The sequence below is a fragment of the Streptomyces sp. CB01881 genome (assembly GCF_002953255.1).
Classification (GTDB): Bacteria; Actinomycetota; Actinomycetes; order Streptomycetales; family Streptomycetaceae; genus Kitasatospora.
The window spans coordinates 5,469,661-5,495,051 of sequence record NZ_CP026498.1 but is presented as its reverse complement, the minus strand read 5'-3'; the positions used below and the strand labels follow the sequence as shown (position 1 = coordinate 5,495,051).

General features: G+C 73.9%; 23 protein-coding genes and 1 pseudogene. 15 read left to right on the top strand and 9 right to left on the bottom strand.

Annotation, left to right across the window (positions count from 1 at the left end):
- From C2142_RS13765 to C2142_RS13750, 4 genes and pseudogenes are all read left to right on the top strand, one after another.
- Positions 1-303 (top strand): annotated as a pseudogene (locus C2142_RS13765) (F0F1 ATP synthase subunit beta); the annotation flags it as partial.
- A gap of 184 nt (positions 304-487) precedes the next feature.
- A complete protein-coding gene (locus tag C2142_RS13760) occupies positions 488-871 on the top strand; it encodes a F0F1 ATP synthase subunit epsilon (protein WP_148642910.1) in 384 nt (127 codons plus the stop codon).
- Positions 872-1,016: 145 nt separating this feature from the next.
- Positions 1,017-1,517, top strand: coding sequence for a DUF2550 domain-containing protein (locus C2142_RS13755; RefSeq protein ID WP_148642909.1), 501 nt, complete (start codon positions 1,017-1,019; stop codon positions 1,515-1,517).
- A gap of 84 nt (positions 1,518-1,601) precedes the next feature.
- Complete coding sequence (locus C2142_RS13750) at positions 1,602-2,174, top strand: cob(I)yrinic acid a,c-diamide adenosyltransferase (protein ID WP_148642908.1); 573 nt, start codon at positions 1,602-1,604, stop codon at positions 2,172-2,174.
- Positions 2,175-2,187: 13 nt separating this feature from the next.
- Here C2142_RS13750 and C2142_RS13745 read toward each other — a convergent pair whose 3' ends face one another.
- Complete coding sequence (locus C2142_RS13745; RefSeq protein WP_148642907.1) at positions 2,188-2,775, bottom strand: hypothetical protein; 588 nt, start codon at positions 2,773-2,775, stop codon at positions 2,188-2,190.
- A 157-nt stretch (positions 2,776-2,932) separates the two neighbouring features.
- On the opposite strand from C2142_RS13745, the gene C2142_RS13740 reads away from it, so the two are divergent.
- From C2142_RS13740 to C2142_RS13720, 5 genes are all read left to right on the top strand, one after another.
- Positions 2,933-4,144, top strand: coding sequence for a histidine kinase (locus tag C2142_RS13740; RefSeq protein WP_148642906.1), 1,212 nt, complete (start codon positions 2,933-2,935; stop codon positions 4,142-4,144).
- Positions 4,141-4,791 carry a response regulator transcription factor gene (locus C2142_RS13735; RefSeq protein ID WP_148642905.1) on the top strand — a complete coding sequence of 217 codons (651 nt, stop codon included), beginning with the start codon at positions 4,141-4,143 and terminating at the stop codon, positions 4,789-4,791. Before C2142_RS13740 ends, C2142_RS13735 begins: the two co-directional genes overlap by 4 nt.
- Positions 4,792-4,966: 175 nt before the next feature.
- Positions 4,967-5,836, top strand: a complete 870-nt coding sequence (locus C2142_RS13730; RefSeq protein WP_148642904.1) for a 3-hydroxyacyl-CoA dehydrogenase family protein — start codon at positions 4,967-4,969, stop codon at positions 5,834-5,836.
- A 371-nt stretch (positions 5,837-6,207) separates the two neighbouring features.
- The gene (locus C2142_RS13725; RefSeq protein WP_148642903.1) at positions 6,208-6,552 is read left to right on the top strand and encodes an STAS domain-containing protein; all 345 of its coding nucleotides are present in this window, start codon (positions 6,208-6,210) and stop codon (positions 6,550-6,552) included.
- Positions 6,553-6,743: 191 nt separating this feature from the next.
- Positions 6,744-9,041, top strand: coding sequence for an ATP-binding protein (locus C2142_RS13720; protein WP_148642902.1), 2,298 nt, complete (start codon positions 6,744-6,746; stop codon positions 9,039-9,041).
- Positions 9,042-9,062: 21 nt separating this feature from the next.
- Here the strand turns inward: C2142_RS13720 and nucS are convergent, their stop codons facing one another.
- Positions 9,063-9,722 (bottom strand): endonuclease NucS, encoded by a 660-nt coding sequence (gene nucS / locus C2142_RS13715; protein ID WP_148642901.1) that lies wholly within the window; start codon positions 9,720-9,722, stop codon positions 9,063-9,065.
- 486 nt (positions 9,723-10,208) lie between these two features.
- On the opposite strand from nucS, the gene C2142_RS13710 reads away from it, so the two are divergent.
- Positions 10,209-10,601, top strand: a complete 393-nt coding sequence (locus tag C2142_RS13710) for an SCO5389 family protein (protein ID WP_148642900.1) — start codon at positions 10,209-10,211, stop codon at positions 10,599-10,601.
- Between the two features lie 105 nt (positions 10,602-10,706).
- Here the strand turns inward: C2142_RS13710 and C2142_RS13705 are convergent, their stop codons facing one another.
- Complete coding sequence (locus C2142_RS13705; RefSeq protein WP_148644765.1) at positions 10,707-11,855, bottom strand: LLM class flavin-dependent oxidoreductase; 1,149 nt, start codon at positions 11,853-11,855, stop codon at positions 10,707-10,709.
- A gap of 387 nt (positions 11,856-12,242) precedes the next feature.
- Here C2142_RS13705 and C2142_RS13700 point away from each other — a divergent pair, with 387 nt between their 5' ends.
- A complete protein-coding gene (locus tag C2142_RS13700) occupies positions 12,243-12,569 on the top strand; it encodes an ATP/GTP-binding protein (RefSeq protein WP_148642899.1) in 327 nt (108 codons plus the stop codon).
- A gap of 40 nt (positions 12,570-12,609) precedes the next feature.
- On the opposite strand, the gene C2142_RS13695 is transcribed toward C2142_RS13700, so the two are convergent.
- Positions 12,610-13,377 (bottom strand): ABC transporter permease subunit, encoded by a 768-nt coding sequence (locus C2142_RS13695; RefSeq protein WP_148642898.1) that lies wholly within the window; start codon positions 13,375-13,377, stop codon positions 12,610-12,612.
- Between the two features lies 1 nt (position 13,378).
- Positions 13,379-14,383, bottom strand: a complete 1,005-nt coding sequence (locus tag C2142_RS13690) for an ABC transporter ATP-binding protein (protein ID WP_148642897.1) — start codon at positions 14,381-14,383, stop codon at positions 13,379-13,381.
- Between the two features lie 92 nt (positions 14,384-14,475).
- On the opposite strand from C2142_RS13690, the gene C2142_RS13685 reads away from it, so the two are divergent.
- Positions 14,476-15,270, top strand: a complete 795-nt coding sequence (locus C2142_RS13685) for an alpha/beta hydrolase (RefSeq protein ID WP_148642896.1) — start codon at positions 14,476-14,478, stop codon at positions 15,268-15,270.
- On the top strand, positions 15,267-15,587 hold the full coding sequence (locus C2142_RS13680) for a hypothetical protein (RefSeq protein WP_148642895.1): 321 nt from the start codon (positions 15,267-15,269) through the stop codon (positions 15,585-15,587). The genes C2142_RS13685 and C2142_RS13680 overlap by 4 nt, the downstream gene beginning before the upstream one ends.
- 128 nt (positions 15,588-15,715) lie before the next feature.
- Here the strand turns inward: C2142_RS13680 and C2142_RS13675 are convergent, their stop codons facing one another.
- The 3 genes from C2142_RS13675 to mce all read right to left on the bottom strand — a co-directional run bounded on the left by C2142_RS13675 (position 15,716) and on the right by mce (position 22,184).
- Complete coding sequence (locus tag C2142_RS13675) at positions 15,716-16,645, bottom strand: cellulose-binding protein (protein WP_148642894.1); 930 nt, start codon at positions 16,643-16,645, stop codon at positions 15,716-15,718.
- Between the two features lie 107 nt (positions 16,646-16,752).
- Entirely contained in the window at positions 16,753-21,213 is a 4,461-nt protein-coding gene (locus tag C2142_RS13670) for a hypothetical protein (RefSeq protein ID WP_148642893.1), read from the bottom strand.
- Between the two features lie 527 nt (positions 21,214-21,740).
- On the bottom strand, positions 21,741-22,184 hold the full coding sequence (gene mce, locus C2142_RS13665; RefSeq protein ID WP_148642892.1) for a methylmalonyl-CoA epimerase: 444 nt from the start codon (positions 22,182-22,184) through the stop codon (positions 21,741-21,743).
- 265 nt (positions 22,185-22,449) lie between these two features.
- Between mce and C2142_RS13660 the strand changes: the two genes are divergently transcribed.
- Both C2142_RS13660 and meaB read left to right on the top strand, forming a co-directional pair.
- Positions 22,450-23,643 carry an acetyl-CoA C-acetyltransferase gene (locus C2142_RS13660; protein WP_148642891.1) on the top strand — a complete coding sequence of 398 codons (1,194 nt, stop codon included), beginning with the start codon at positions 22,450-22,452 and terminating at the stop codon, positions 23,641-23,643.
- 71 nt (positions 23,644-23,714) lie between these two features.
- On the top strand, positions 23,715-24,671 hold the full coding sequence (gene meaB, locus C2142_RS13655; protein WP_148642890.1) for a methylmalonyl Co-A mutase-associated GTPase MeaB: 957 nt from the start codon (positions 23,715-23,717) through the stop codon (positions 24,669-24,671).
- 100 nt (positions 24,672-24,771) lie between these two features.
- Here the strand turns inward: meaB and C2142_RS13650 are convergent, their stop codons facing one another.
- Entirely contained in the window at positions 24,772-25,287 is a 516-nt protein-coding gene (locus C2142_RS13650; RefSeq protein WP_148642889.1) for a MarR family transcriptional regulator, read from the bottom strand.
- Between the last annotated feature and the right edge of the window lie 104 nt (positions 25,288-25,391).

Sequence of the window (25,391 nt, the reverse complement as noted above, 5' to 3'; positions counted from 1 at the left end):
ATCCTGCAGAAGTACAAGGACCTCCAGGACATCATCGCGATCCTCGGTATCGACGAGCTGTCCGAGGAGGACAAGGTCACGGTCCACCGTGCCCGTCGCATCGAGCGCTTCCTCTCGCAGAACACCTACGTGGCGAAGCAGTTCACCGGTGTCGAGGGTTCGACCGTGCCGCTGTCCGAGACCATCGAGGCCTTCAACTCGATCGCGGACGGCAAGTACGACTCCGTTCCGGAGCAGGCCTTCTTCATGTGCGGTGGCATCGAGGACCTCGAGAAGAACGCCGCCGAGCTCGCGAAGAAGTAGTCGCGGCCGGTAGCAGCTGAGTGACCGTGAGGGGTGGGCCCCAGCCCTGGGACCCACCCCTCGCGTCGCATCGGCTGTGATTCCGGTCAAATCCGTGCCGCCGGTTTCATGCCGGGGGCGCGGGCCCGTTATTCTTACCGAAACTCCCGAGTAATCGGGGGTTGCATGAGCCTAGGAGCCCACGTTGGCTGAGCTGCACGTCGAGCTGGTCGCAGCCGACCGCAAGGTGTGGTCCGGTGCGGCCACCATCGTCGTCGCCCGTACGGCCTCCGGTGACACCGGCATCATGCCGGGCCACACCCCGGTGCTGAGCGTGCTGGAGACCGGTCCGGTCACCATCCGCACGGTGGACGGCGGCACCGTGATCGCCGCGGTGCACGGCGGCTTCATCTCCTTCGCCGACAACAAGCTGTCTCTGCTCGCGGAGATCGCCGAGCTGGCGGACGAGATCGACGTCGCGCGTGCCGAGCGTGCACTGGAGAAGGCACAGTCGGACCTGGACGAGCACGCCGAGCGACGCGCCGAGGTGCGTCTGTTCGCGGCGCGCGGTCTCAAGGCCCACGCCTGAGTGCGCCAGACCCTCTAGCGGGGTCGACCGACGGTCCCGGGGACGCGCGAGCGTGACCCCGGGACTGTCGTATCAGTTGGTAGGTCAATGCGGTCGCTTGATACGACCGATACGGGGAACGCGGGTAGCGAGGAGGTAGGTGAGCATGGTCCTCGCCCTTGTGGTGTGTGCGGCGGTCGTGGCCGCTGGTGTGATCGGCCTGGTCGCGTTCGCGGTACGACGCCGTGTGATCCAGCGGGTCGGCGGCACGTTCGACTGCAGCTACCGGCTCAAAATGCCCGCCGACGCCTCGACGCAGCCCGACCTCGACGAGAACGGCAAACCCACCTCGGCCCCGGTCCCCCAGACCGACGGCAAGGGGTGGGTTTTTGGTATCGGCCGCTACAGCGGTGACTCCATCGAGTGGTTCCGGGTCTTCTCGTACGCCCCGCGCCCGCGCCGGGTGCTGCCCCGCCGGGAGATCGAAGTGCTCGGCCGGCGCTACCCCGAGGGGCAGGAGGAGCTGGCACTGCTCTCCGGCTCGGTCGTCCTGAGGTGCCTGCACAACGGCGCCCCGCTGGAACTGGCGATGAGCGAGGACGCGCTGACCGGCTTCCTCGCCTGGCTGGAGGCGGCGCCCCCCGGTCAGAGGGTCAACGTCGCGTAGCGACGAGACCCTCGGCTGGGGGTACCCCCGGCCGGAGGCTGGGGAGGGTTAACGTCGCCTAACCGCTTGGCTACGCTGGGCCCCATGGTCAATCTGACGCGTATCTACACCCGTACCGGCGACGACGGCACCACCGCGCTCGGTGACATGAGCCGTACGACCAAGACCGATCCGCGCCTGGTCGCGTACGCCGACACCAACGAGGCGAACGCCGCGATCGGCGTGGCGATCGCCGTCGGCGGGCTGGCGGAGGACGTCGCCGCGGTGCTCACCCGGGTGCAGAACGACCTCTTCGACGTCGGCGCCGACCTGGCCACCCCGGTGGTGGAGGACCCGAAGTACCCGCCGCTGCGGGTGCTGCAGTCCTACATCGACAGGCTGGAGGAGGACTGCGACCACTTCCTGGAGTCGCTGGAGAAGCTGCGCAGCTTCATCCTCCCCGGCGGCACCGCCGGCGCCGCCCACCTGCACCTGGCCTGCACGGTCGTGCGCCGGGCCGAGCGGGCCACCTGGGCCGCCATCGAGGAGCACGGGGAGAGCGTCAACCCGCTGACCGCCAAGTACCTGAACCGGCTCTCCGACCTGCTGTTCATCCTGGCCCGGACGGCCAACAAGGAGCGGGGCGACGTGCTCTGGGTGCCGGGCGAGAACCGCTGACCCCCACGGAGGTCTACTGCCGCGGGACCTTCCGGCCGACCACCCGGCCGTCCTCGACGATCGCGTCGGCCGGCGCCTCCTTCGGCCAGAGCGAGTAGCAGGCGGCCACGATCACGTTGACCCCGGCCCCGATGCCCAACCGCGCGTACCAGCCGGTGAAGTCGGAGAAGTGCGCGGCGCCGGCGGAGAGCGGCACCAGGGCGGTGATCAGCCCCAGCGTGATCGCGGCCGAGACCACCGTCCGCCCGCAGACCCGCCACTCGTGGCGGGTCCGCTCGGGGCCGTACTCGGGGGAGCGCACCGGCTTGGGCCCGCCGGCGAAGCGGTACTGGAAGTGCCGGTCGGCCCAGCGGACCAGCGACGGCCCGTAGCCGATCGAGAAGCCCGCGTAGCCCGCGGCCAGCGCGTGCGTCCAGCTCGCGGTGGCGCCGCCGCGCAGGTCGAGCACGGTGAGGGCGAACAGGGTGAGGTCGACGACCGGCAGCCCGACCAGCAGCACGGTGCTCACCCGGCGCCACCGCAGCAGGTACCGGGTGGCCAGGCCGAGCCCGAGGAGGATCCAGAAGGCGGCCTCGGCGGCGAGGACGAGGGTGACGATCATGGTGGGCTCCGCGGCTCTCGGTGACCCCTCCAGCGTTCCCGACGAGGGCGCGTGCGTCGTCGTCGCCGGAGCCGAGCCGGGCCTGCACCTTTCGATGTACGGGGGATCCTCCCCGCACCGGAGCCGCCGGCCCCGCCGGGGATGATCTGATGGGGCCGTGCGCAGACCCACACTCACCCCGCCCCAGGAGGACCGGGCGATCGCGCTCTTCGGGCTGCTCGGGGGGCTGCTGCTGATCGCCCTCAAGGTGTACGACCACTCCTCGGCGATCCCGCGCTGGCAGGTGGTCCCGGCCCTGCTGGTGATGGCCGGGCTGGAGCCGTTCCGGCGCACCCGGCCGGTGCTGACCGTGACGGTCGGCGGGCTGGCCCTCGCCGGGAGCATCTTCAGCGGCGCCCTGCTGGCGACCAGCCTGATGTACACCGACCTGCTCTACGCCGCGGTGCTCTACGGCAGCCCGCGGATGTCGCGCATCCTGCACCTGACCGGCGCGGGCTCGGTGCTGGTGCTCTCCACCCTGGTCCTGGTCTACAGCGACGCCTCCAACGCGGTGGCGGTCGTGGTGCTCACCGCGCTGATCTACCTCGCGCCGGTCTGGACCGGCGACATCGTGCGCAAGCACCGCGAGGAGGCGGTGGCCCAGCGGCTGCGGGCCGAACAGACCGCGCTGCTCTCCGAGCTGGACCGGCGCGAGGCGGTCGTCGCCGAACGGGCCAGGATGGCACGGGAGTTGCACGACGTGGTGGCCAACCACCTGTCGGCGATCGCGATCCACGCCACCGGTGCCCAGTCGGTGGCCCGCCGCCAGCGGCGGCCGGAGGACGACCCGCTGGTGGAGGTGCTGGCGGTGATCCGGGAGAACAGCGTCCAGGGGTTGGCCGAAATGCGCCGGATGATCGGCCTGTTGCGGGACAGCGGCGGGGGAGAGGCCGACGAGTCGTACGCCGCCCCCGACCTGGGCGCGGTCGACGCGCTGCTGGCCCAGGCCCGCGCGGCCGGGCAGGACGTCGGGCTGGACTTCGAGCTCACCGAGCGCGGTGACCGCGGGGAGCTGCCGGTGCCGGTCGGCCTGGCGGCTTACCGGATCGTCCAGGAGTCGCTGACCAACGCGCTCAAGCACGCCGGCCCGGGCCGTGTCCGGGTGCTGCTGGAGTACCGCCCCCAGGAGGTGCGGATCGCGGTGGAGAGCCCGTACCGCAGCGGGGCCGGCCAGGCCCTGCCCGGGGCCCGGGCAGGCATGGTGGGCATGCGGGAGCGGGCCGGGCTGCTGGGCGGCGGCTTCACGGCCGGACCGGAGGGGGAGTTCTGGGCCGTACGCGCGGTGCTGCCGCGGGCACTGGTGACCGAGGCGGGAGAGGGACGGGCATGACGATCAGGGTGCTGGTGGCGGAGGACCAGGCGGCGGTCAGGGCCGCGCTGGTGATGATCCTGCGGGCCGAGCCGGACCTGGAGGTGGTCGGGCAGGCCGCGGACGGCGAGGAGGCGGTGCGGCTGGCCCTGGAGCTGCGGCCCGACGTCGTCCTGATGGACGTGCAGATGCCCCGGCTGGACGGCGTCTCGGCGACCCGCCAGGTGGTGGCCGCCGGGGCCGCCCAGGTGCTGGTGCTGACCACCTTCGACCTGGACGAGTACGTCTACGGTGCGCTGCGGGCCGGCGCGGCCGGGTTCCTGCTGAAGGACCTGGAGGCGGACACCCTGGTCGAGGGCATCCGCACGGTGGCGCGCGGGGACGGCATGCTGGCGCCCTCGGTGACCAGGCGGCTGATCGGCGCCTTCGCGCGCCCGGAGCGGACCGTCGGGCCGGACGTCCGGGCGGCGGTGGCCGGGCTCACCCCGCGCGAGCGGGAGGTGCTGGCCTGCCTCGGGGCCGGACTCTCCAACGGCGAGATCGCCCGGCGGCTGGAGATGGCGGAGGCGACCACCAAGACCCACGTCAGCCGGATCCTCGCCAAGCTGCGGCTGCGCAGCCGGGTGCAGGCGGCGATCCTGGCCCAGGACCTCGGCATGACCGTCTGATCACCCGGTCCGCCCGGCCGGGTCGGTTGCAGATCACACTCTCGGATGGCACCACGGGCGCGAGAAGGGCATTAGAGTCCGGCGCAGAGCGACGCGGCTCAAGCGGGTGACCCCTGCCCTGAGCCGCCTTCAGGGCCCGCCCGCCGGGCGGCGACGGCATCCGGGAGACCAAGCCATGAGCAACGCGTCCAGCCAGCAGATCGCCGTGATCGGCGCCGGCCTGATGGGGGCCGGCATCGCCCAGGTCTCCGCCCAGGCGGGGCACCCGGTGGTGCTGCGGGACGTCACCGAGGAGGCGCTGCAGCGCGGGCTCGCGGGCATCCGCGCCTCGTACGAGAAGTTCGTCTCCAAGGGCCGGCTGACTGCCGAGGACGCCGAGGCGGCGCTCGGCCGGATCACCACCACCACCGACCTGGGCGCGGTCGCCGAGGCCGACATCGTGGTCGAGGCGGTCTTCGAGCAGCTGGACGTCAAGGAGGGCGTCTTCCGCGAGCTCGACAAGATCGCCAAGGACGGCGCGGTGCTGGCCTCCAACACCTCCGCCATCCCGATCACCCGGATCGCGGCCGCCACAGGGCGCCCCGAGTCGGTCGTCGGCGTGCACTTCTTCTCGCCGGTGCCGCTGATGAAGCTGGTCGAGCTGGTCCGCGGCTACAAGACCAGCGACGAGACCCTGGCCACCGCCCGCGCCTTCGCCGAGGGCGTCGGCAAGGACGTCGTGGTCGTCAACCGCGACGTGGCCGGCTTCGTCACCACCCGCCTGATCACCGCGCTGGTCGTCGAGGCCGCCAAGCTCTACGAGTCGGGCGTCGCCACCGCCGAGGACATCGACACCGCCTGCCGGCTCGGTTTCGGCCACCCGATGGGCCCGCTGGAGACCGCCGACCTGACCGGCGTCGACATCCTGCTGCACGCCGCCCGGAACATCTACGCCGAGACCCAGGACGAGAAGTTCGCCGCGCCGGAGATCATGGCGCGCATGGTGACCGCCGGTGACCTGGGCCGCAAGAGCGGCCGGGGCTTCTACCCGTACCCGGGCAAGTGACCCACGAAGGCGTGTGACCAGGCGGGCCGTGCGATCGGAGTATCGTACGGCCCGCCGCGCCGGGGGCGGGTGAGTTTCCTCACGCCGGGTGCCGCAGACGGGTGATTTGGGCGGTAATCGAGCGTAGGTATGGACAGTTCCTGCGTATATTCCCTCGGACGAGTGAAGTTGCTTCAGATCTGGCCGGAACCAGCAACCTGCGGACCTGGTTCACCGTCAGATGAGGGGGAGCCCGGCCCACGCTGACGTTGCTGCGGCCGGGCCCGGGCGCGGGGCTTCAGGCCCGCCCGGATGGACACCCGCTCCCGGGCCCGGCGCGGCCGGGGCGGGACGAACCCGTACCAGTGACCCGCCAGGCGGAGGAGGAGACCATGCGCATCACGGGCGACCACGCGGCGCTGGCCATCGAAGGCCGCCTCGACGTGCGCACCGCCGCCGACGCGCGGGTCCGGCTGCACCAGGCCGTCGACGGCGGGCGGGGCGACCTCGTCCTCGACCTCGCCCGGCTGGAGTTCTGGGACGCCACCGGCCTCGGCGTGATCATGGGAACGCACCGGCGGGCCGGCCGGATCGGCCGCCGGCTGGTGCTGCGCTCCGTTCCCGCCCAGCTCCAGCGGCTGCTGGTGGCCACCCGGCTGCACCGCATCCTCGCCGTCGAGGGCGTCGTCGCCGAGCCCCGCGGTGCCACCCTGCCCGTCCTCGGGCCCGCGCTCTGACCCGGCTCTGACCCACCGTTCCCCGCCGTGGGGCGGGTCCGCGCTGCGCGCGCGGAGGCGGATGTGCAAGAGTCTGCCGTCAGAAACACGGCCGTCGGGCCCGGGTCCGGCTCGTCCGGACGATGGCCGGGGGGATCCCAGCCCGGGCGCGGCCGTGCGAAGTCGTCGGCAGAGCAGGGGCGGAGCAGATCGTGGGACAGCCATCCGGGGAGTTCCGGCAGGAGGCCGTACGCACCCGGGGTGGTGAACTGGTCTCCGGCGCCCTGCTGGTGACCGTCGGCACCCCGGACGGCTCCGAGGTGCGCCCCTGCCCCGAGGAGTGGCGGCCCCGCCCCCGCCGGATCGAGCGCACCGAACCCGCGCGCGGGCCCGTCGGCGGCCCGGGCCGCGCGGTCGGCCCGCTCGCCCTCGGCGCCGGGCCCGCGGACCTCCCGCTGCTCGACCGCGAGGCCGACATCGCCCAACTGCTCGGCCTGCTCGCCGAGGGCCGCTCGATACGTCTGGTCGGCCAGGCCGGCTCCGGGCGCAGCGCCCTGCTGTCGGCCGTCGCCGAAGCGGCCGGCGACCTCGCGCCCGGCGGCGTCGTCCAGCTCTGCGGCCACCGCCGCACCGCGGCCGACCTGCTCCAGGACCTCTTCGCCGCCACCCACCAGGCCCCCGGCTTCCGCCCCGACCCCGGGCAGCTCGCCGAGCACCTCGGCCGCGTCGGCGCGATCGTGGTGATCGACGAGGTCGAGCCGGCCGGCCCCGGGCTGGAGGACCTGCTCGCCGCCGCCCCCGACTGCGCCTTCCTGATCTCCGTCGCCCCCGACAGCCCGCCGCTGCCCGCCGACTCCCGGCTCCGGGACCACCTCGTCGCCGGCCTCTCCCGCCCCGCCTCGCTCGCCCTCGCCGCCCGGCTGGCCGGCCGCCCGCTCGACGCCGCCGAGAAGGCCTGGGCCGTCGACCTCTGGTTCGAGTCCGAGGGGCTGCCGCTGCGCTTCGTCCAGGCCGCCGCGCTGCTGCGGCAGCGGGACGTCGCCGTGGACGCGCTGGTGGCCGCCGAGGAGGACCGCCTCGGCGTCTTCGGCGCCGTCGAGGAGCCCTCGCACGACCCCGACCCGGCGGTCCGCGAGGCCGAACTGCGCGGGACCGTGCCGCTGCCGTCCGTCGCCGAGAGCGCCTCGCCCGCCGTCCGGCTCGCCGAGGGCCTGAGCGAGCCCGCCCAGGCCGTGCTGCGGCTCGCCGTGGCGCTCGGCGGCGAGTGCCCGACCGCCCCGCACCTGCCGGCGCTGATCGACGTCGGCCAGGGCGAGAGCGCCCTGCACGAACTCGCCGACGCCGGGCTCGCGGTGTCCATCGGCGGTCACCACCGGCTCACCGCGGGCGCGCTCGACCTGCTGGCCCCGCAGTGGCCGGCCCGCGGCAGCATCGACGGCGCCGCCCAGCACTTCGCCTGGTGGGTCGGGCACAGCTCGGTCTCCACCGAGCAGATCGCGGCCGAGGCCGAGGTGGTGCTCGGCGTGCTGCTGGCCGACCGGACCGCCGGCCGGCACGCGTCCGTCGTCCGGCTGGCCAGGGCCGCCGCCCCGGCGCTGGCCCTGGCGCTGCGCTGGGGGGCCTGGGAGCGCGCGCTGCTGCTCGGCCTGGAAGCCGCACGGCAGACCGGCTCACGGGCCGACGAGGCCTGGTTCCACCACGAGTTGGGCGTGTACGCGATCTGCGTCCAGCAGTCCGGCCGGGCGATCGCCGAACTGGAGTCCGCGCTGACGCTGCGGGCCGCGCTCGGCGAACCGCGCGGGGCGGCCGGCGCACGCCGGATGCTCGACCTGCTGCGCGCCGACGGCCGGCAGCTGCCCGCCGCCGCAGCCGGTCCGGTGCCCGTGCGCCGGCCCGTCATCCGGGCGATCGCCCAGGTGCCGTGGCGGTTCCGGACCACCCCCGGCACGGGACCCAACCGCCGCACGGTCGTCGCCGCCTCGGCGGCGGTGCTCGCGCTCGGCGTGCTCGGCACGGCGGTCGCGATGAGCGTCGCCGGCCCGGACGAGCACCGGAGCACCGACCCGCACAGCAGGCCCGACGACGGCGCCGGCGTGCCCGCGGGCCTGCCGACGCCCCGGCCGAGCCTCAGCCCGTCGGCGACGGCCACGGGCGGCACGGAGAGCCCGGACAGCTCCCCGGAGGCGTCCGGCACCGCTCCGGAGCCCTCGTCGAGCAGCAGCGGGGCGTCGCACTCGCCGTCCGCGTCGAAGAAGCCGAGCAAGTCGCCGAGCGCCGGCGAGTCCGCCTCACAGCCGCCGGCCCAGAATCCGTCGCAGCCCCCGGCGGGCGGCGCGGGCGGTAACCCGCCGCCGCCGCCGCAGCACACGGAGCAGCCACCGCCGCCGGTCACCACGCCGGCCCCCTCGCCGACCACGTCGGCCACCCAGTCCCAGGCGCCCACCAGCGCCCCGCCGAGCACGACGCCGTCGGGCTCGGTGAGCCCGACGGCGCCTCCGTCCACGCCCTGACGGGTCAGGGAGCGGTGCGGGTCAGAACAGCTTCAGCTTGTCGTCGTCGATGCCGCGCAGCTCGTCGTAGTCGAGCACCACGCAGCCGATGCCCCGGTCGGTGGCCAGGACGCGGGCCTGGGGCTTGATCTCCTGCGCGGCGAAGACGCCCTTCACCGGGGCGAGCAGCGGGTCCCGGTTGAGCAGTTCCAGGTAGCGGGTGAGCTGCTCGACGCCGTCGATCTCGCCGCGGCGCTTGATCTCGACGGCGACCGTCGCGCCGTCGGAGTCGCGGCAGAGGATGTCGACCGGACCGATCGCGGTCGGGTACTCGCGGCGGATCAGGGACCAGCCGGCGCCGAGCACCTCCATCCGGTCCGCCAGCAGCTCCTGGAGGTGTGCCTCGACACCGTCCTTGATCAGGCCGGGGTCGACGCCGAGCTCGTGGGAGGAGTCGTGCTGCACCTCTTCCAGTGTGATGATGAGCTTCTCGCCGGCCTTGTTCACCACCGTCCAGACCCCGTCGTCCTCCTTGAGGACGCACGGCGGGGACATCCAGTTGAGAGGCTTGTAGGCGCGGTCGTCGGCGTGGATGCTGACGCTGCCGTCGGCCTTGACCAGGATGAGCCTGGTGGCGGAGGGCAGATGGGCGGAGAGCCGACCGGCATAGTCGACTGAGCAGCGGGCAATTACGAGACGCACGGTCGACCACGCTAGCCCACCGGGGCCAGTTGATGCGATTCCGCGACGACCGGGTGAAGAATCCGCGAACCCCGCGAACATGGAGGTTCGGCGATCCGGCGAACGCCTGTCGGCCCCCTGGCGCCCACACCCTCGGGCCGCTACGGTGTGTGACGGCGTGCTCGCAGGAGCGCTGTCAACGGGGATGGAGACTTCAGATGAACGATCCAACGTGATCCGGCCAATCTGGTGCACCGGGGCGTATTTCCGGAGTAATCCGAAGGAATCACCGGCCGGGCCCTCCGTTGACTGCCACGCTGTTCTGAGCGGCCGGCGCCCTCGACACGTCCCTCGACACGTCCTCGGCGCCGACGCCTCCGCACGGTGCCGGAAACAGTCGTCCGACGGCGTTCCGGACATCACGCGCGTTTCGCCCACCCTCACCCTCAGCTTGGACTACGCATCACCACCCGGGCGCCGCGCGGGTGGACCGCGAGAGGAGAATCCATGTCGCTCGACGTCTCACCGGCCCTGCTGGAGAAGGCCGAGCGGGGCGAGGTCGACGAGCGGGAATTCGTCGACTGCGTCCGCGTCTCCCTGCCGTACGCCTGGGAGCTGATCAGTTCGCTGGTCGCCCAGGCGAAGGTCGACGGCACCGACTTCGCCGACAACCACGTACCGCCGCCCAGCGAGCAGGCCCGCGGCCAGCTCCTCCGGGCCCTCGCCAGCGACGCCATCCGGGGTGCGCTGCAGCGCCACTTCGGTGTCCGGCTGGCCTTCCAGAACTGCCACCGGGTGGCGGTGTTCCTGCCGTCGGGCCCCAACGAGGCGCGGTTCGAGCGCTTCACGTCCGTCCGGGAGCAGCTGCTCAACCAGTCCGAGGAACTCCGGGACTGCTGACCCGTCGTCGGACAGCGCCTCCCCGGCGCCGGCACGCCACCGGGCCGCCCGCCCCCGCCGAGGGGGAGGGGCGGCCCGGGCCGTCCGCCGGCCGGAGGGGGGGTCTCAGCCCAGCTGCGGCAGTACCTCGGAGCCGAGCCGGGCGATGTTGTGCAGGGTGGCCTCGCGGTCGCCGCTGCCCTCGGCGAGGAGGGCGAAGCGGCGGATGCCGGTCCGCTCGGCGGTGGCCAGCAGCCGGTCCGCGCACTGCTTCGGCGTGCCCACCGCGTGCAGGTCGCAGAGGAGTTCGGTGTACTGGTGCGGGTCGCGCATCTTGCGCTCCCGGCCGTCCACCGTGCGGTGCGCGCCGAGCCCGTACTCGAACCAGCCGGGCATCGCCCGCAGCAGGGTGGCCCGGGCCTGCGAGGTGCGGTCGTCCACCTGTGCCACGCCGGCCGCGACGTGCTGGCGGGTCACCCGGCGCAGCTGCTCCTCGCCGCGCCCCGCGGCCAGCCAGGCCGTCCGGTAGAGCTCCAGCATCCGGAGCTTGTCGTCGTCGCCGGAGTGCATGCCGAGCAGCATCGGCAGCCCGCGTTCGGCGGCCAGCCGCACCCCGCCGGGCGACGTGCAGGCGACCACGACCGGCGGGCCGGCCACCGGCCGCCCCATGGCGGTGATTTCGTCACCGGCCCCGTCGGCGTCCTTGCGCTGACGGGGGAAGCGCAGCAGCCCGGACTGGTCGTCGAGGCCGAGCCAGGTGCCGAGTTCGGGCGTGCGCGCAGGCTCGCTCGCGCGCGGCACCACGGCCACCTCCGGGAAGCTGAACTGCGGGCCGTCCGCGCCGACCCGGGAGCCGCGCAGCCACCGCAGCAGCAGGTCGAGCCGCTCGGGGAAGCCCTGCTCGAAGGCGTCCACGCCGCTGCCGAACACCTCCAGGTCGATCCAGGGCCCGCCGCGCCCGACCCCGAGCGTGAACCGCCCGCCCGAGGTGAGGTGCAGCAGCGCGGCCTGCTCGCCGAGGGCCACCGGGTGGGTGGTGGAGAGCACACTGACCGCCGTGCCGACGCCGATCCGGCGGGTGCGGCCGAGCAGCAGCGCGGCGAGGGTGGCGGCGTTCGGACAGACGCCGTACGGGACGAAGTGGTGCTCGGCCAGCCAGACGCTGTCCAGGCCCGCCCGCTCGGCCTCCACGGCGGCCCGGACGGTACGGTCCAGGGCCTCGCCGTGGGTCTGCCCGGGGAACTGTGCCGAGAGCAGGAAGGCGCCGACCCGCACCGGCGCGGTCTCCGCGGGCAGCGCGCCGGACAGCGTCGCGGCGGGCAGCGGAGCGCCGGGGGCGGCGGTCACGGGGCCGGCGTTGGCCAGTGCCCGGGCGGGCTCCGGGGTCCGGATCCCGGAGGGCCGGCGGGTCTCGGCTCGGGCGCTGGTCTTGGTCATCCTTGGGCCTCCTCGGGTGCGCGCAGGGTTTGCGGCCCCCGCCTGTCCCCATGTGAGTAACCGATGTCATGTGCCAATGGCACGCCGAACCACGAATTTCGCGGAAGATCGGGTGGATATCACGGGAAACCCCGAAGCGCCGGACGGTGGCGTGATAGGGGAGCTGGGGATGAGTCGCACGGCCTACGCTTGGAGGCCCGATCCCCCGTAGAGAGGTAGCCCGACGTGTCGCCCCGCCGCAACCGGATCAAGAGCGCCGCCGACCGCGAGCAGGCCGAGCCGGCCGCCGCCCCGCTCGGCGGCTCGCTGCGCCGCACCGAGAGCTACCAGGGCGACGAATGGGTCGTGCAGACCGTGGCCGGCACGGCCGGGCGGTTCTACCGGTGCCCGGGCTGCGACCAGGAGATCCCGCCGGGCGTCGGCCACGTGGTGGCCTGGCCGATGCACGGCGCAGGGGTGGACGACCGGCGTCACTGGCACCGCGCCTGCTGGGGCGCCAGGGAGCGCCGCGCCTCCAACGTCCAGCGCGGCCGCGGCGCCCCCCGGTACTGAGGGGCGCCGCGGCCGCGTGTCGCGGGTCAGGCGTCGCGGGTCAGGCGTCGCGGTTCTTCAGGACCATCGCCCCGCCGACCAGGGCGGCCAGGGTCCAGGTCAGGCAGATCCCGAAGCCGGCCCAGGGGCCGTACGGCTGGCCGTGCTGCTCGTACACCAGGAGCATCCGCGAGCCCGCGTAGTCCGGGAAGTAGTGCGCCAGCGTCTTGACCTTCGGCACTGCAGAGAGGATCGGCGAGAGCAGGAAGAAGAACGGCACCAGCACGCCGAGCGCCAGCGTCTGGTTGTGCAGCATCGCGGTGACGCCGGCCGAGAAGAGGCAGAGCATCGTCAGGTAGAGCGCGGCGCCGAACACCGCACGCAGCACGTGCGGTTCGGAGATGCCGGTGGAGTGGTCGCCGAGCAGCGACTGGCCGACGAAGAACGTGATGAACGCGGTGACCAGGGACACCGCGAAGGCCAGTGCGCCGAGCACCACCGCCTTTCCGGTCAGCAGCGTGCCGCGCTGCGGGACGGCCGCCAGGGAGACCCTGATCATCCCGCTGCTGTACTCGTTGCCGACGGCGAGCACGCCGAAGACGATGATGGCCAGTTCGCCCAGCATGATGCCGGAGAAAGCCGTCCCGGTGGCGTCGAACGGGGTGTCCTCGTTGCCGCGGAACTCGTTGAAGTTGTTGTTGGTGAGCAGGGAGAGCAGGGCCCCGACACCGAGAGTGACGACGAAGGCCAGTGCGAGCGTCCAGACCGTCGAGCGGACGCTGCGGATCTTCGTCCACTCGGAGCGCAGGACCGCCGGGAAGGACGCCATCTCAGTTCTCCTCCGTGCCGCTGGCCGCCGGCTGCCGCGCCGAGCCGCCCTGCCAGGTGGCGCCCCAGGTGCCGGGTGCACCGGCCGCGTCGCGGCCCTCGCCGGCCCCGGCGTGGTACTCCACCGAGTCGGCCGTCATCTGCATGAACGCCTCTTCCAGCGAGGCCTGTTGGGGGCTCAGCTCGTGCAGCACCACGCCGTGGGCGGCGGCCAGCTCCCCGAGCTCGGCGAGGTCGCCGTCGACCACTTCGTACGAGCCGTCCGGGCCGGGTTCGTGCCGGACCCCGGAGCGGGCCAGTACGTCCAGCAGCCGCTCGGGGTGCGGGGTGCGCAGCCGGACGGCGGAGCGCGAGTTGTGCCGGATGAACTCGGCCATCGGCATGTCGGCGAGCAGCCGGCCCTTGCCGATGACGACCAGATGGTCGGCGGTGACGGCCATCTCGCTCATCAGGTGGGAGGAGACGAAGACGGTCCGGCCCTCGGCGGCGAGGCGCTTCATCAGGTTGCGGATCCAGAGGATGCCCTCCGGGTCGAGCCCGTTGACCGGCTCGTCGAACATGACGATCTCGGGGTCGCCGAGCAGGGCGGAGGCGATGCCGAGCCGCTGGCCCATGCCGAGCGAGAAGCCGCGGGCGCGTTTGCGGGCGACCGCGGTGAGGCCGACCAGGGCGAGGGCCTCGTTCACCCGGGAGGTGGGGATCCGGTTGCTCTGGGCGAGCCAGAGCAGGTGGTCGCGGGCGCTGCGGCCGGGGTGGACGGCCTTGGCCTCCAGCAGCGCGCCGATGTACTTGAGCGGCTCGCTGAGCTGTCCGTACCGCTTCCCGTCGATGGTGACCCGCCCGGCGGTCGGCCGGTCCAGGTCGAGGATCATGCGCATGGTGGTGGACTTGCCCGCGCCGTTGGGGCCGAGGAAGCCGGTGACCACGCCCTGCGGCACCTGGAAGCTCAGCCGGTCGACGGCGAGGGTCTTGCCGTAACGTTTCGTCAGGTCGTGCAACTCGATCATTCGCGCTCCCTTACTCTCCGTCAGGCTATGACAAAGCGGACAGGGTGGCCCGCTGAGTGGGCCCGCCGGGCGCACCGGAATACGGTGGGCCCATGACCCAGCCCCCCTCCGCAGTGTCGGTCCGCGAGAGCGGTACCGGAACACCCCTCGTGCTGTTGCACTCCTTCCCGCTCGACGCCTCGATGTGGTCCGCGCAACTGGACGCCCTGCCCGGGCCCACCGGCCACGGGGCCCGGGTGCTCGCCCCCGACCAGCGCGGCTTCGGCGGTACCGAGCTGGGCACCGACGAGCCCTCGCTGGACGCGCTCGCCGACGACGTCGCCCTGCTGCTGGACGCGGCCGGGATCGGGCGGGCGGTGCTCGGCGGCCTCTCGATGGGCGGCTACGTGGCGCTGGCGTTCGCCCGCCGCCACCCGGACCGGCTGGCCGGACTGCTGCTGGCCAACACCAAGGCCACCGCCGACACCGACGCGGCCCGGGCCAACCGGGAGCGGATCGCCGCCGCGGTGCTGGCCCGCGACAGCGTCCAGCTGCTGCTGGACGAGAAGATGGCGGCGGGCCAGCTCGGGCCGGACTCCGGGCACCTGGTCGACCGGGTGCAGGGGCTGATCGCCGCGGCGTCACCCGCGGCGGTGGCCTGGGCGCAGCGGGCGATGGCGGCCCGGCCGGAGAGCCTGGACGTGCTGGCCGGGCTGCGGGTGCCGACCGCGGTGGTGGCGGGGGCGCAGGACGGTCTGATTCCGCTCACGGAGGCCGAGCTGATGGTGCGGGCGAGCCCGGACGCCGAGCTGACCGTGCTCCCGGGTGTGGGCCACCTGAGCGCGCTGGAGGCGCCGGAGGAGTTCAACGCCGCCGTCGGCCGACTGCTGGAGCGGGTGGCCGGATGAGCGAGCGGAAGGCGGAGCAGGGCAGTTGGGACTTCTCGGCGCTGGAGGTCACCGGCCGGATGCCCGTCACCAACCGGGGTGAGGGCCTGGTCGAGCTGACGCTGGAGCCGCTGGGCGAGGACTACTGGCTGCGGCCGGGGGAGACGTTCATCGTCACCTCGTACGGGGACTACGGCTCCGGGCACCCCTTCGAGGTGCAGTACTGGCCGGACTCGGTCTCGGTCTGGTGCACCTCGTGGTTCGGCACCGTCTCGGACGACGACGGCAACCAACTGAGCTGTGGCCACCAGCGGCCGGACGGGGCCTACCCGCGCTGAACGCGCGAGGGCCCGCCGGCCTGCGTGGCCCGGGCCGGCCGCGACGGCGTCGGAGTCCGGCCGCCGGTGCCGTCGTGACAGCACGACGGGCCCCCGCCCCGGAGGGTGAGGGCCCGTCGGGCGCGGCGTCAGCGCGACTGCTGGGCGGGCACGCCCATGGTGTCGTCGTTCGGCAGCGACGCGGCGGCCACGGCCGCGCCGGTCAGCGTCGCCAGCATCTCGCGGACGTTGGTCAGCTGGGCGTTGATGCTGTCGCGGCGGTTGGTGAGCGCCGCCAGCTCGCGCTCGGATTCGCTGCGGATCCGGTCGGCCTTGGCGTTGGCGTCCGCCACGATGTCCTCGGACTGGCGCTGGGCCGTCTCGACGGTCTGGCGGGCCCGGCGCTCGGCGTCGGTGCGCAGCTTCTCGGCCTCCAGGCGCAGCTGCTCGGCCCGGTGCTCGATCTCGGCCAGGCGCTTCTCGGCCTTGGCCTGACGGGCGGCCAGGTCGCGCTCGGACTGCTCGCGGCGCTTGGCCAGGTTGGTCTCGAACTCCAGCGCGGCCTGGGCGGCCTTGGTGCGGGTCTCCTCGAAGAGGACGTCCGCCTCCTCGCGCTTGTTCTGCGCGTCCTTGTTGGCCTCGGCGCGCAGCTGGGCGCTGTCGCTCTTGGCCTTGTCGACGATCCGCAGGCCCTCGTCCTCGGCCTTGGCCTTGCGGTCCTTGGCGTAGTTCTCGGCCTCGGTGCGGACCTGCTGGGCAGCGGCCTCGGCGAGCTCGCGGTGCTGCTCGGCGGCGCGGTGCGCCTCGTCGCGCAGGTCCTTGGCCTCCTCCTCGGCGAGCCGCAGGATCTTCTCGACGCGGGCGCCGAGACCGGCGTAGGAGGGCTCCGCCTCGGTGACCGCCGCCTGGGCGGTCTGGGTCTCCAGGTGGAGTTCCTCGATGCGCTTCTCCAGCGCGCTGATCCGGGTCAAGGCACTGTCACGGTCGGCCACCAGCTTGGTGATCCGCTCGTCGACCTGGGCACGCTCGTACCCACGGCGCACCAGGTCGAAGCCGTGAGGGGAGTGACTGTCGCTCATGGGGTTCTGGGCTTCCTGTCGTCAAACCGCTGAGGTGGTTGAGGGAATCCTGACACGGTACCGGAGTGTCTACGGCGAAACGCCGTTGTCTCGCGGACAATGTCCGCTCAATCGGGTGGTGCGCTCTTGGAGCGATTGCCACCCGACCGGGGAGCGCCAACTCCGGCACCGGCCTTGGCGCCCCCGTCCTTCTTGGTGCTGCTTCCCCCGTTGGCCTGTGCGACCGGTGATGGTGCCTCGAACGCCTCCAGCGCGGACAGCACGTCCTGCACCCTGGAGATCTCGGTGTTGATGTCCTTGCGGCGGCGCACCAGCTCGTCCAGCTCGCGCCGGCCCTCGTCGGTGACCCGCTTCGCCTCGGCCCGGGCCTCGGTGAGCAGCCGCTCGGACTCCGTCTTGGCCAGCTCGACCTGCTCCTCCGCCGACTCGTCGGCGGTCCGCAGCCGCTTCTCCGCCTCGGCCGACGCCGATTCGAGCCGCTCCTCCGCCTCGTCCTGCGCGGACTTCAGCTTCGCCTCGGCCTTGACGATCAGGGCCTCGGCGCGGTCGGTCGAGTCGGCGAGCTTGGTCTCGGCCTCCTTCAGCAGGCCCTCCGCCTTGCGGACGGCCGAGATCCGGACCTTGCTGGCCTCGGCGGACGCCTCCGAGGTCAGCTCGTTGGCGCGCTCCTCGGCGGCCGCGACCAGCGCCGCCGCCCGCTCCTCGGCCTCGGTGACGGCGGCGATCGCCTGCTCCTCGGCCTCGGTCAGCTGCTCCTGGGCGGCCGTCACCAGCGCGTCCACCCGCTCGCCGGCCGACTTCATGGCCTGCGCGTTCTCCTTGCGGGCGCGCTCGTGCAGGGCCTCCACCTCGGCGTCGGTGCGCTCGCGCAGCTCCTCGGCGCGCTCGCGGATCGCGGTGGCGTCCCGGCGGGCCTCGGAGAGCAGCGCGTCGGCGTCGGCCCGGCCCTTCTCGACCTCGGCCTGGCCGGCGGCCTCGCCGGCGGCGACCAGCCGGTCGGCCTCCTTGCGGGCGGCCGCGACCATCGCGTCGGCCTGCTCCTCGGCGGCGGCGGTGGTGGCCAGCGCGGTGGTCTGGGCGTCCTCGCCGAGCGCCTCGGCGTCCGCGAAGGCCTTCTCCAGCACGGACTTGGCCTGATCGCGGGTGGCCTTGTCGAACTGCTCGGCGGCCTCGCGGGTGTCGGCGTCGTACGCGTCGGCGCGGGCGTGGGCGGCCGCGTCGTACTCGTCCGCGAGGCTGCGGGTGGCCAGCGCGTACTCCTCGGCCTCGGCCCGCAGCGAGGCGGCGAACTCCTCGGCCTCGGCGACCGCGGCGGCGGCCTGCGCCTCGGCGGCGGCCACCGTCCGGGCGGCCTGCGCCTCGGCGTCGGCGCGGTGCTGCTCGGCGGCTTCCTGGGCGGCCCGCAGCTCGGCCTCGGCGTCGGCGCGCAGCCGCTCGTCGTAGGCCTGCGCCTCGGCCCGCCGGCGGCCCAGCTCGGCCTCGGTGGCCTCGCGCTCGGCGGCCAGCTCCAGCTCGGTCTGCTCGCGCAGGGCGGCGGTCTCGGCGGCGGTGCGGGCCCGCAGGTCGGCGGTCTCCCGCTCGGCGACGGCCCGCTGCTCGGCGGTCTCGAAGTCGGCGAGGGCGCGCTGCTCGGCGGTCTCCCGGTCGGCGGTCTCGTGCAGTTCGGCGACGGCGAGGTCGGTCCGCTCGCGCAGTTCGGCGCTCTCCCGCTCGGCCAGCGCCCGCAGTTCGGCGCTCTCGCGGGCGGCGGTGTCGCGCAGTTCGGCGGCGGCCTGGCCGGCCTCCCGGCGCAGCTCGGCGGCTTCGGCCTCGGCGGTGGCCCGCAGCTCGGCGATCTGCTGCGAGGCGGCCTCGTGCATGCCGGCCACCGACTGGCGGACCTCGGCGGCCTCGTCCTCGGCGGCGGAGACCAGCTTGGCGCCCTCGGCCCCGGCGGCGGCGACCAGCTCCTCGCCCTCGGCACGGGCCTGCTCCAGCACCTCCTGCGCCTCGGCGCGGACGGAGTCGGCGGTGGCGCGGGCCTCGGACAGCTCCCGGCCGGCCTCGGCGCGGACGGTCTCGGCCTGCTCGGAAGCCAGCGCGAGATCGGCGTCGGCCCGCTCGCGCAGCGCCTTGGCAGCCTCCTCGGCCTCGGCCCGGCGCTTCTCGGCGGCGGCCCGGGCACCCTCCAGCACCTCCTCGGCCTCGGCCCGCAGGCGGGAGGTCTCGGCGGTGGTCTGCTCGGTGAGTTCGGTGGCGGCCTGCTCGGCCTCGCTGCGGACGCGGTCGGCGTGCGTGTCGGCGGCCTCCCGTAGGGCGGTCGTCTCGGCGGCGGTGCGCTCGGTGAGTTCGGTGGCGGCCTGCTCGGCCTGCTCGCGGGCGGTCCGGGCGGCCGACAGCTGTTCGGCGGTCTCCTCGCGCTCGCGGCGCAGCCCGGCGGCGGCCTCCTCGTGCTCGCGCCGGCTCTCCTCGCGCAGCGCGTCGGCGGCGGCCTCGGCCTCGGCCCGGGAGCGGGCCACCTCGGTGTCGGTCTCGGTCCGCAGCCGCTCGGCGTCGGCCACCGCGGCGTCCCGGACGGCGGAGGCCTCGGCCTGCGCGTCGGCCCGCAGCGCCTCCGCGGCGGAGGTCGCCTCGGCCCGCACCCGCTGGTCGAACTCGGTTGCTTCGCGGCGCAGTTCGGCCGTCTCGCGCTCGGCCGCGGCACGGTTCTCGGCGGCCGCGGCCTTGGCGGCGGCGAGCGCGTCCTGGCCCTGCTGCTCGGCGGCGGCGACGGTCTTCCCGGCCTCGGCGCGGGCCCGGGCCAGGGTCTGCTCGGCGCGCCCCTGGGTCTCGACGGCCTGTTCCTTGGCCTGCTCGCGCAGCCGCTCGATCTCGGCGGCCGCGCCCGCGCGCAGCTCGTCCGCGTCGGACTTGGCCTTGGTGAGCAGCTCCTCGGCGTTCTTCGCCGACTCCTCGATCTGGACGACGGCCTGGCGGCGGGCCTCGCCGCGGACCCGGTCGGCCTCGGCGGCGGCCTGGGCGCGCAGCTCCTCGGCCTCGGCACGCAGCAGGGCGGCCTCGTCCTGCATCTCGCGGATCCGCTCGCGGACGGCCGCGGCATCGTCCAGGGCGGCGTTCTGGGCCTGCTCGACGGCGGCCTGGGCCTGCTCGCGCAGCCGCTGCGCCTCGGCGGCGGCCTCGGTGCGGATCCGCTCGGCCTCGGTGGCGGCACCCGCCCGGGCGGTCTCGGCGTCCTGGTTGGCCCTGGCGAGCACCTCCTCGGCCGTCTTGGCGGCCTTGGCGAGGTGGACGGTGGCGTCCTTGGCACCGGCCGCGCGGCCGGCCTCCTCGGCCTCGCTGCGCAGCTGCCCGGCGGCGGCCTCGGCCTGTGCCCGCAGTTCGGCGACGTCGCGTTCGGCCCGCGCCCGCATCTCGGCGATGGCGGCCTCGGCCTCGCCGCGCAGTTCGCCGGCCACCGACTCGGCGGTGGCGCGCAGCCGCTCGCTCTCCTCGGCGGCGGCGGCCTTGGCGGCCTCCGCCTCGGCCTGCTTGGTGGCGGCCTGGGCCTTGATGGCCTCGGCCTCCTTGGTGGCCTGGGCGACCATCCGGGCCACCTCGGCCCGGGCGGTCTGCGAGCGCTGCTCGCTGGCGGCCTCGCCGTCGGCGACCTTGCGTTCGGCGGCGGCCTCGGCGTCGGCCTGGAGCTGCTCGGCGGCGGCCTCGGCCTGGGCGCGCAGCTCGGCGGCCTCCCGACGGGTGCGCTCGGCCTCGGCGATCGCCTGGGCGCGCAGCCGCTCGATCTCGGCCTGGGCGTGGGCGAGCGCCTCCTGGGCGCGCTGCTGCTCGGCGGCGGCCTGTTCCTTGAGCCGGCCGATCTCGGCCTGTGCGGCGGCGAGCTGGTGCTCGGCGGCGACGTGGGCGGCGGCCAGCTGCTGCTGGGCCTCGCCGCGGGCGGCGTCCACGTCGGCGGCGGCCTGGGCGCCGGCCTGCTGGGCCTGCTCGGAGGCGGCGCGCAGCAGCCGTTCGGCGTCGCTCTGGGCGCGCTGGATGGCGGCCTCGGCGGCGGCCTGGGCCTCGCCGCGGGCGGCGTCGACGTCGGCCGCGGTCTGCGCGCGGGCCTGGTCGGACAGGGCGGCGGCCTCGGCGCGGGCGGCGGCCATCAGCCGGTCGGCCTCGCCGCGGGCCTCCTGGAGCAGGCGCTGGGCCTCCTGCTCGGTGCCTGCGCGGGTCTGCTCGGCCCAGTTGACGTTCTCGTTGACGTGCTGTTCGGCGCTGCGCCGCAGCTCGGTGAGCTCGTCCTCCAGCTGGCGCCGGCGGGCGGCGAGCTCGGCCTCCAGCCGGGCGGTCCGCTCGGCGGCCTCGGCCATCAGGCGCTGGGTGGCCGCCTGGGAGTCGCGCAGGTGCCGTTCGGCGTCCGCGCGCAGCTGCTGGGCCTGCATCTCCGCGGTGCGGAGCATCTGCTCGGCCTGCCCGGACACCGCGTCGAAGGCGCGCGGCTGGGCGAGCATGCGGCGGGACTCGTGCAGCTTGGCCCGGAGCACCTCCACCTGGTAGGCGAGGTCTTCGGCATGCTCGGCCGCCTTGTCCCGCTCCTTCCGCGTCCGATCCATGTCGGCCTCGAACTGGGAGAGGTGATCGTCAGCCTCGTAGCCCCGCACTCCGCGGTCCCATCCATCTCCTGGTTGCGTCCTCGACCCGGCCGTTCCCGGGCACCCGCTGTCCGGGGCCCCGGTCCGACTGGTCCTTGCATCCGCAGCCGGTGGACGACCCCTTGTTCAGCAGGGGGCGTCCGCCGCGGTCGTCGAAGCCCTGGCCGGGAGCGCGGTGGTTCCGCGTTCCCCCGTCCGGGTGGACTTCTGGGCGAACTCTTGCCTGTGGAGAATGGTGACAGATCCGATGCGACTGTTCAGCCGTGCCCGCGTAATGGACTCCCCTGACGGGCCGGCCACCGGAGGGCGGACGGGCCTGTCATCGGCCGTGCTCGTCGTCCCCGTCCCCCGGAGTCTTCGCGCACCTGGGCATTGTAGTGGGAGCGCCCTGCGGGGGAATGGCCGCGTGGGGGTTTTCCGGGCAGAGGGCGACATTACTGACGGGTCACCAGTGGGTGCCGCCCGTCGGCGGCACCCGCCGGGGGGTTTCAGTGGGCCGTGTGATCGCCCGGTTCGGCCGAGGTGACCAGCTCGGTCAGCACGCCGCCGCAGTCCTTCGGGTGCAGGAAGGTGATCCGCGAGCCCATCGAGCCGATCCGCGGCTGGTCGTAGAGGACGCGGACGCCCTTGGCGCGGATGTCCTCGGAGTCGCCGTCCACGTCGGCGGTGCCGAAGGCGATGTGGTGAACGCCCTCGCCGTTCTTCTCCAGCCACTTGGCGACGGTCGAGTCGGGCCGGGTGGGCTCCAGCAGCTGGAGGTAGGAGGCGCCGCCGTCGCCGGTGTCGTTGATCTTGAGCATGGCCTCGCGCACCCCCTGCTCCTCGTTCACCTCGCTGTGGAACACCTCGAAGCCGTAGGTGGCGCGGTAGAACTCGACCGTCTTGTCGAGGTCGCGGCAGGCGATGCCGATGTGGTCGATGCGGGTCAGCACGGTGGCCTCCGGGTCTGGGCGGGCAACGGGACGGCAACAGTGCAGCGCATGCGGCCGGAGCGCGCCAGCGATGGGGGTGCGAGCCTGCTCACACGGTGCGGACGCGGCCGGTCGGGGCAGGGTTCACCCGGACCGGCTTGACACGGTGTTGACTGGACAGTGCCAGTGCGCTCGATCACACCGTCGCTCCGGTGACGGGCGGGTTACAGGTCAGTACATTGAGCGGCATCCACACCTGGCCACGACGTGCGAAGGGGCTCGTCCCATGACCAACACCACCTCTGTGATCGTTGCCGGTGCGCGGACCCCGATGGGTCGCCTGCTCGGTTCGCTCAAGGGCTTCTCCGGCGCCGACCTCGGCGGCTTCGCGATCAAGGCCGCCGTCGAGCGGGCCGGCATCGCGGGTGACCAGGTCCAGTACGTGATCATGGGCCAGGTGCTCCAGGCCGGCGCCGGCCAGATCCCGGCCCGCCAGGCCGCCGTCAAGGCCGGCATCCCGATGAACGTCCCGGCGCTCACCATCAACAAGGTGTGTCTCTCCGGCCTGGACGCCATCGCGCTGGCCGACCAGCTGATCCGCGCCGGCGAGTTCGACATCGTGGTGGCCGGCGGCCAGGAGTCGATGACCAACGCCCCGCACCTGCTGCCGAAGTCCCGCGAGGGCTACAAGTACGGCGCGATCGAGCTGCTGGACGCGATGGCCCACGACGGCCTGACCGACGCCTACGAGAACATCCCGATGGGCGAGTCCACCGAGAAGCACAACACCCGCCTGGGCATCCCGCGCGATGTCCAGGACGAGATCGCCGCCGCCTCGCACCAGCGGGCCGCCAAGGCGCAGCAGAACGGCGTCTTCGACGCCGAGATCGTCCCGGTCGAGATCCCGCAGCGCAGGGGCGAGCCGGTCGTCTTCAGCCAGGACGAGGGCATCCGCGCGGACACCACCGTCGAGGGCCTGGCCAAGCTGCGCCCGGCCTTCACCAAGGACGGCACGATCACCGCCGGCACCTCCTCGCAGATCTCCGACGGCGCCGCCGCCGTGGTCGTGATGAGCAAGGCCAAGGCCGAGGAGCTGGGCCTGACCTGGATCGCCGAGATCGGCGCGCACGGCAACGTCGCCGGCCCGGACAACTCGCTGCAGTCGCAGCCGTCCAACGCGATCAAGCACGCGCTGGCCAAGGAGGGCCTGACGGCCGCCGACCTCGACCTGATCGAGATCAACGAGGCCTTCGCGGCCGTCGCCCACCAGTCGACGAAGGACCTGGGCGTCTCCTCCGACATCGTCAACGTCAACGGCGGCGCGATCGCGCTCGGCCACCCGATCGGCATGTCCGGCGCCCGCGTGGTGCTGCACCTGGCGCTGGAGCTCCAGCGGCGCGGCGGCGGCGTCGGCGCGGCGGCCCTCTGCGGTGGTGGCGGCCAGGGTGACGCGCTGATCGTCAGGGTTCCGAAGGCCTGATCGTCCGACATATCTTCGGGGCTGCGGACCGCCACAAGCGGTCCGCGGCCCCGACTCGTAAGGAGATCCCGATGATCGATGTCGCGACGCTGGTCGAGCAGGCCCGGCAGGGCCGTCCGCGTGCCGTCGCCCGGCTGATCTCGCTGGTCGAGAACGCCGCCCCGCAGCTGCGCGAGGCGATGGCGGCGCTGGCGCCGTACACCGGCCGGGCCTACACCGTCGGGCTGACCGGGTCGCCGGGCGTGGGCAAGTCGACCTCCACCTCGGCGCTGGTCTCCGCCTACCGCCGGCTCGGCAAGCGCGTCGGGGTGCTGGCCGTCGACCCGTCCTCGCCGTTCTCCGGCGGTGCTCTCCTGGGCGACCGGGTCCGGATGCAGGACCACGCCACCGACCCGGAGGTCTTCATCCGCTCGATGGCCACCCGCGGCCACCTCGGCGGTCTCTCCTGGGCCGCCCCGCAGGCGCTGCGGGTGCTGGACGCGGCGGGCTGCGACGTGATCCTGGTCGAGACCGTCGGCGTCGGCCAGTCCGAGGTGGAGGTCGCCGCCCAGGCGGACACCACGGTGGTGCTGCTCGCCCCCGGGATGGGCGACGGCATCCAGGCCGCCAAGGCCGGGATCCTGGAGATCGGCGACCTCTTCGTGGTCAACAAGGCCGACCGGGACGGCGCCGACGCCACCGCCCGGGAGCTGAACCACATGCTCGGCCTGGGCGAGGCCCGCGAGGCGGGGGACTGGCGCCCGCCGATCGTCAAGACGGTCGCGGCCCGCGGCGAGGGCGTGGACGAGGTGGTCGAGGCGCTGGAGAAGCACCGCGCCTGGCTGGAGGAGCACGGCGAGCTGGCCGCGCGCCGCCGCCGCCGGGCGGCCGACGAGGTCGAGGCGATCGCGCTGGCCGCACTGCGGGCCCGGATCGGCGACCTGCACGGCGACCGCCACCTGGTCACCCTGGCCGAGCGGGTGGTGGCCGGTGAGCTGGACCCGTACGGGGCCGCCGACGAGCTGGTCGCCGGGCTCACCCGGGGCTGAACGCACGCAGGAGGGCCGGTCCCCGTCGGGTGCGGGGGACCGGCCCTCGGGCGTTGCGGGCGTCCCCCGCCCCCGGCCCGGAGAGGGGCGGGGGTGACGGCTACGAGCGGCCGCGCAGACCGCGCAGGTGCTCGGCGACCGGGGCCAGCGCCTCGTACATCGCGTCCAGCTGCTCGGGCGTGAAGCGGTCGATGAAGTGCGCCCGGACGCTGCGCACGTGGTCCGGGGCGACCTTCTGCATGGTCGCCCAGCCCTGCTCGGTGAGGTGGGCGTAGAGGCCGCGGCGGTCGCCCGGGCACTCCTGCCGCAGGACCAGCCCGGCCGTCTCCATCCGGGTGATCTGGTGCGAGAGCCGGCTCTTGGACTGGAGCGTGGCGGTGGCCAGGTCGGTCATCCGCATCCGCCGCTCGGGTGCCTCGGAGAGCACGACCAGGATCTCGTAGTCGTTGATCGCGAGGCCGTGCGGCTGGAGTTCGCGGCCGAGCTGGTAGTCGAGCAGCTTGGCGACCTCCAGGTGGGCGCGCCACAGCCGCTGCTCCGTGGCGGTCAGCCAGGGAGTCTCCTCCTCGGGGCCCGGGGGGGAGACGTCCGCGGCGTCGGCTGTGTGCGTATCCATGGAGAGAGCATACCGCATTTAGTTAAATCTTGTACAACTTGCGGGGCTCCACCGGCCCACCGGCCCACCGGCCCGTCCGGCGCATCCGGCCCGCGGACCCGTGG

Excerpts from the sequence above, each read along its gene's own strand:
- C2142_RS13660 (WP_148642891.1), top strand. The coding sequence starts at position 22,450 with ATGACCAACACCACCTCTGTGATCGTTGCCGGTGCGCGGACCCCGATG.
- meaB (WP_148642890.1), top strand. The coding sequence starts at position 23,715 with ATGATCGATGTCGCGACGCTGGTCGAGCAGGCCCGGCAGGGCCGTCCG.
- C2142_RS13670 (WP_148642893.1), bottom strand. The coding sequence starts at position 21,213 with ATGGATCGGACGCGGAAGGAGCGGGACAAGGCGGCCGAGCATGCCGAA.
- C2142_RS13725 (WP_148642903.1), top strand. The coding sequence starts at position 6,208 with ATGCGCATCACGGGCGACCACGCGGCGCTGGCCATCGAAGGCCGCCTC.
- C2142_RS13685 (WP_148642896.1), top strand. The coding sequence starts at position 14,476 with ATGACCCAGCCCCCCTCCGCAGTGTCGGTCCGCGAGAGCGGTACCGGA.
- C2142_RS13735 (WP_148642905.1), top strand. The coding sequence starts at position 4,141 with ATGACGATCAGGGTGCTGGTGGCGGAGGACCAGGCGGCGGTCAGGGCC.
- C2142_RS13680 (WP_148642895.1), top strand. The coding sequence starts at position 15,267 with ATGAGCGAGCGGAAGGCGGAGCAGGGCAGTTGGGACTTCTCGGCGCTG.
- C2142_RS13695 (WP_148642898.1), bottom strand. The coding sequence starts at position 13,377 with ATGGCGTCCTTCCCGGCGGTCCTGCGCTCCGAGTGGACGAAGATCCGC.
- C2142_RS13750 (WP_148642908.1), top strand. The coding sequence starts at position 1,602 with ATGGTCAATCTGACGCGTATCTACACCCGTACCGGCGACGACGGCACC.
- C2142_RS13745 (WP_148642907.1), bottom strand. The coding sequence starts at position 2,775 with ATGATCGTCACCCTCGTCCTCGCCGCCGAGGCCGCCTTCTGGATCCTC.
- C2142_RS13675 (WP_148642894.1), bottom strand. The coding sequence starts at position 16,645 with ATGAGCGACAGTCACTCCCCTCACGGCTTCGACCTGGTGCGCCGTGGG.
- C2142_RS13710 (WP_148642900.1), top strand. The coding sequence starts at position 10,209 with ATGTCGCTCGACGTCTCACCGGCCCTGCTGGAGAAGGCCGAGCGGGGC.
- C2142_RS13650 (WP_148642889.1), bottom strand. The coding sequence starts at position 25,287 with ATGGATACGCACACAGCCGACGCCGCGGACGTCTCCCCCCCGGGCCCC.
- C2142_RS13755 (WP_148642909.1), top strand. The coding sequence starts at position 1,017 with ATGGTCCTCGCCCTTGTGGTGTGTGCGGCGGTCGTGGCCGCTGGTGTG.
- C2142_RS13690 (WP_148642897.1), bottom strand. The coding sequence starts at position 14,383 with ATGATCGAGTTGCACGACCTGACGAAACGTTACGGCAAGACCCTCGCC.
- C2142_RS13730 (WP_148642904.1), top strand. The coding sequence starts at position 4,967 with ATGAGCAACGCGTCCAGCCAGCAGATCGCCGTGATCGGCGCCGGCCTG.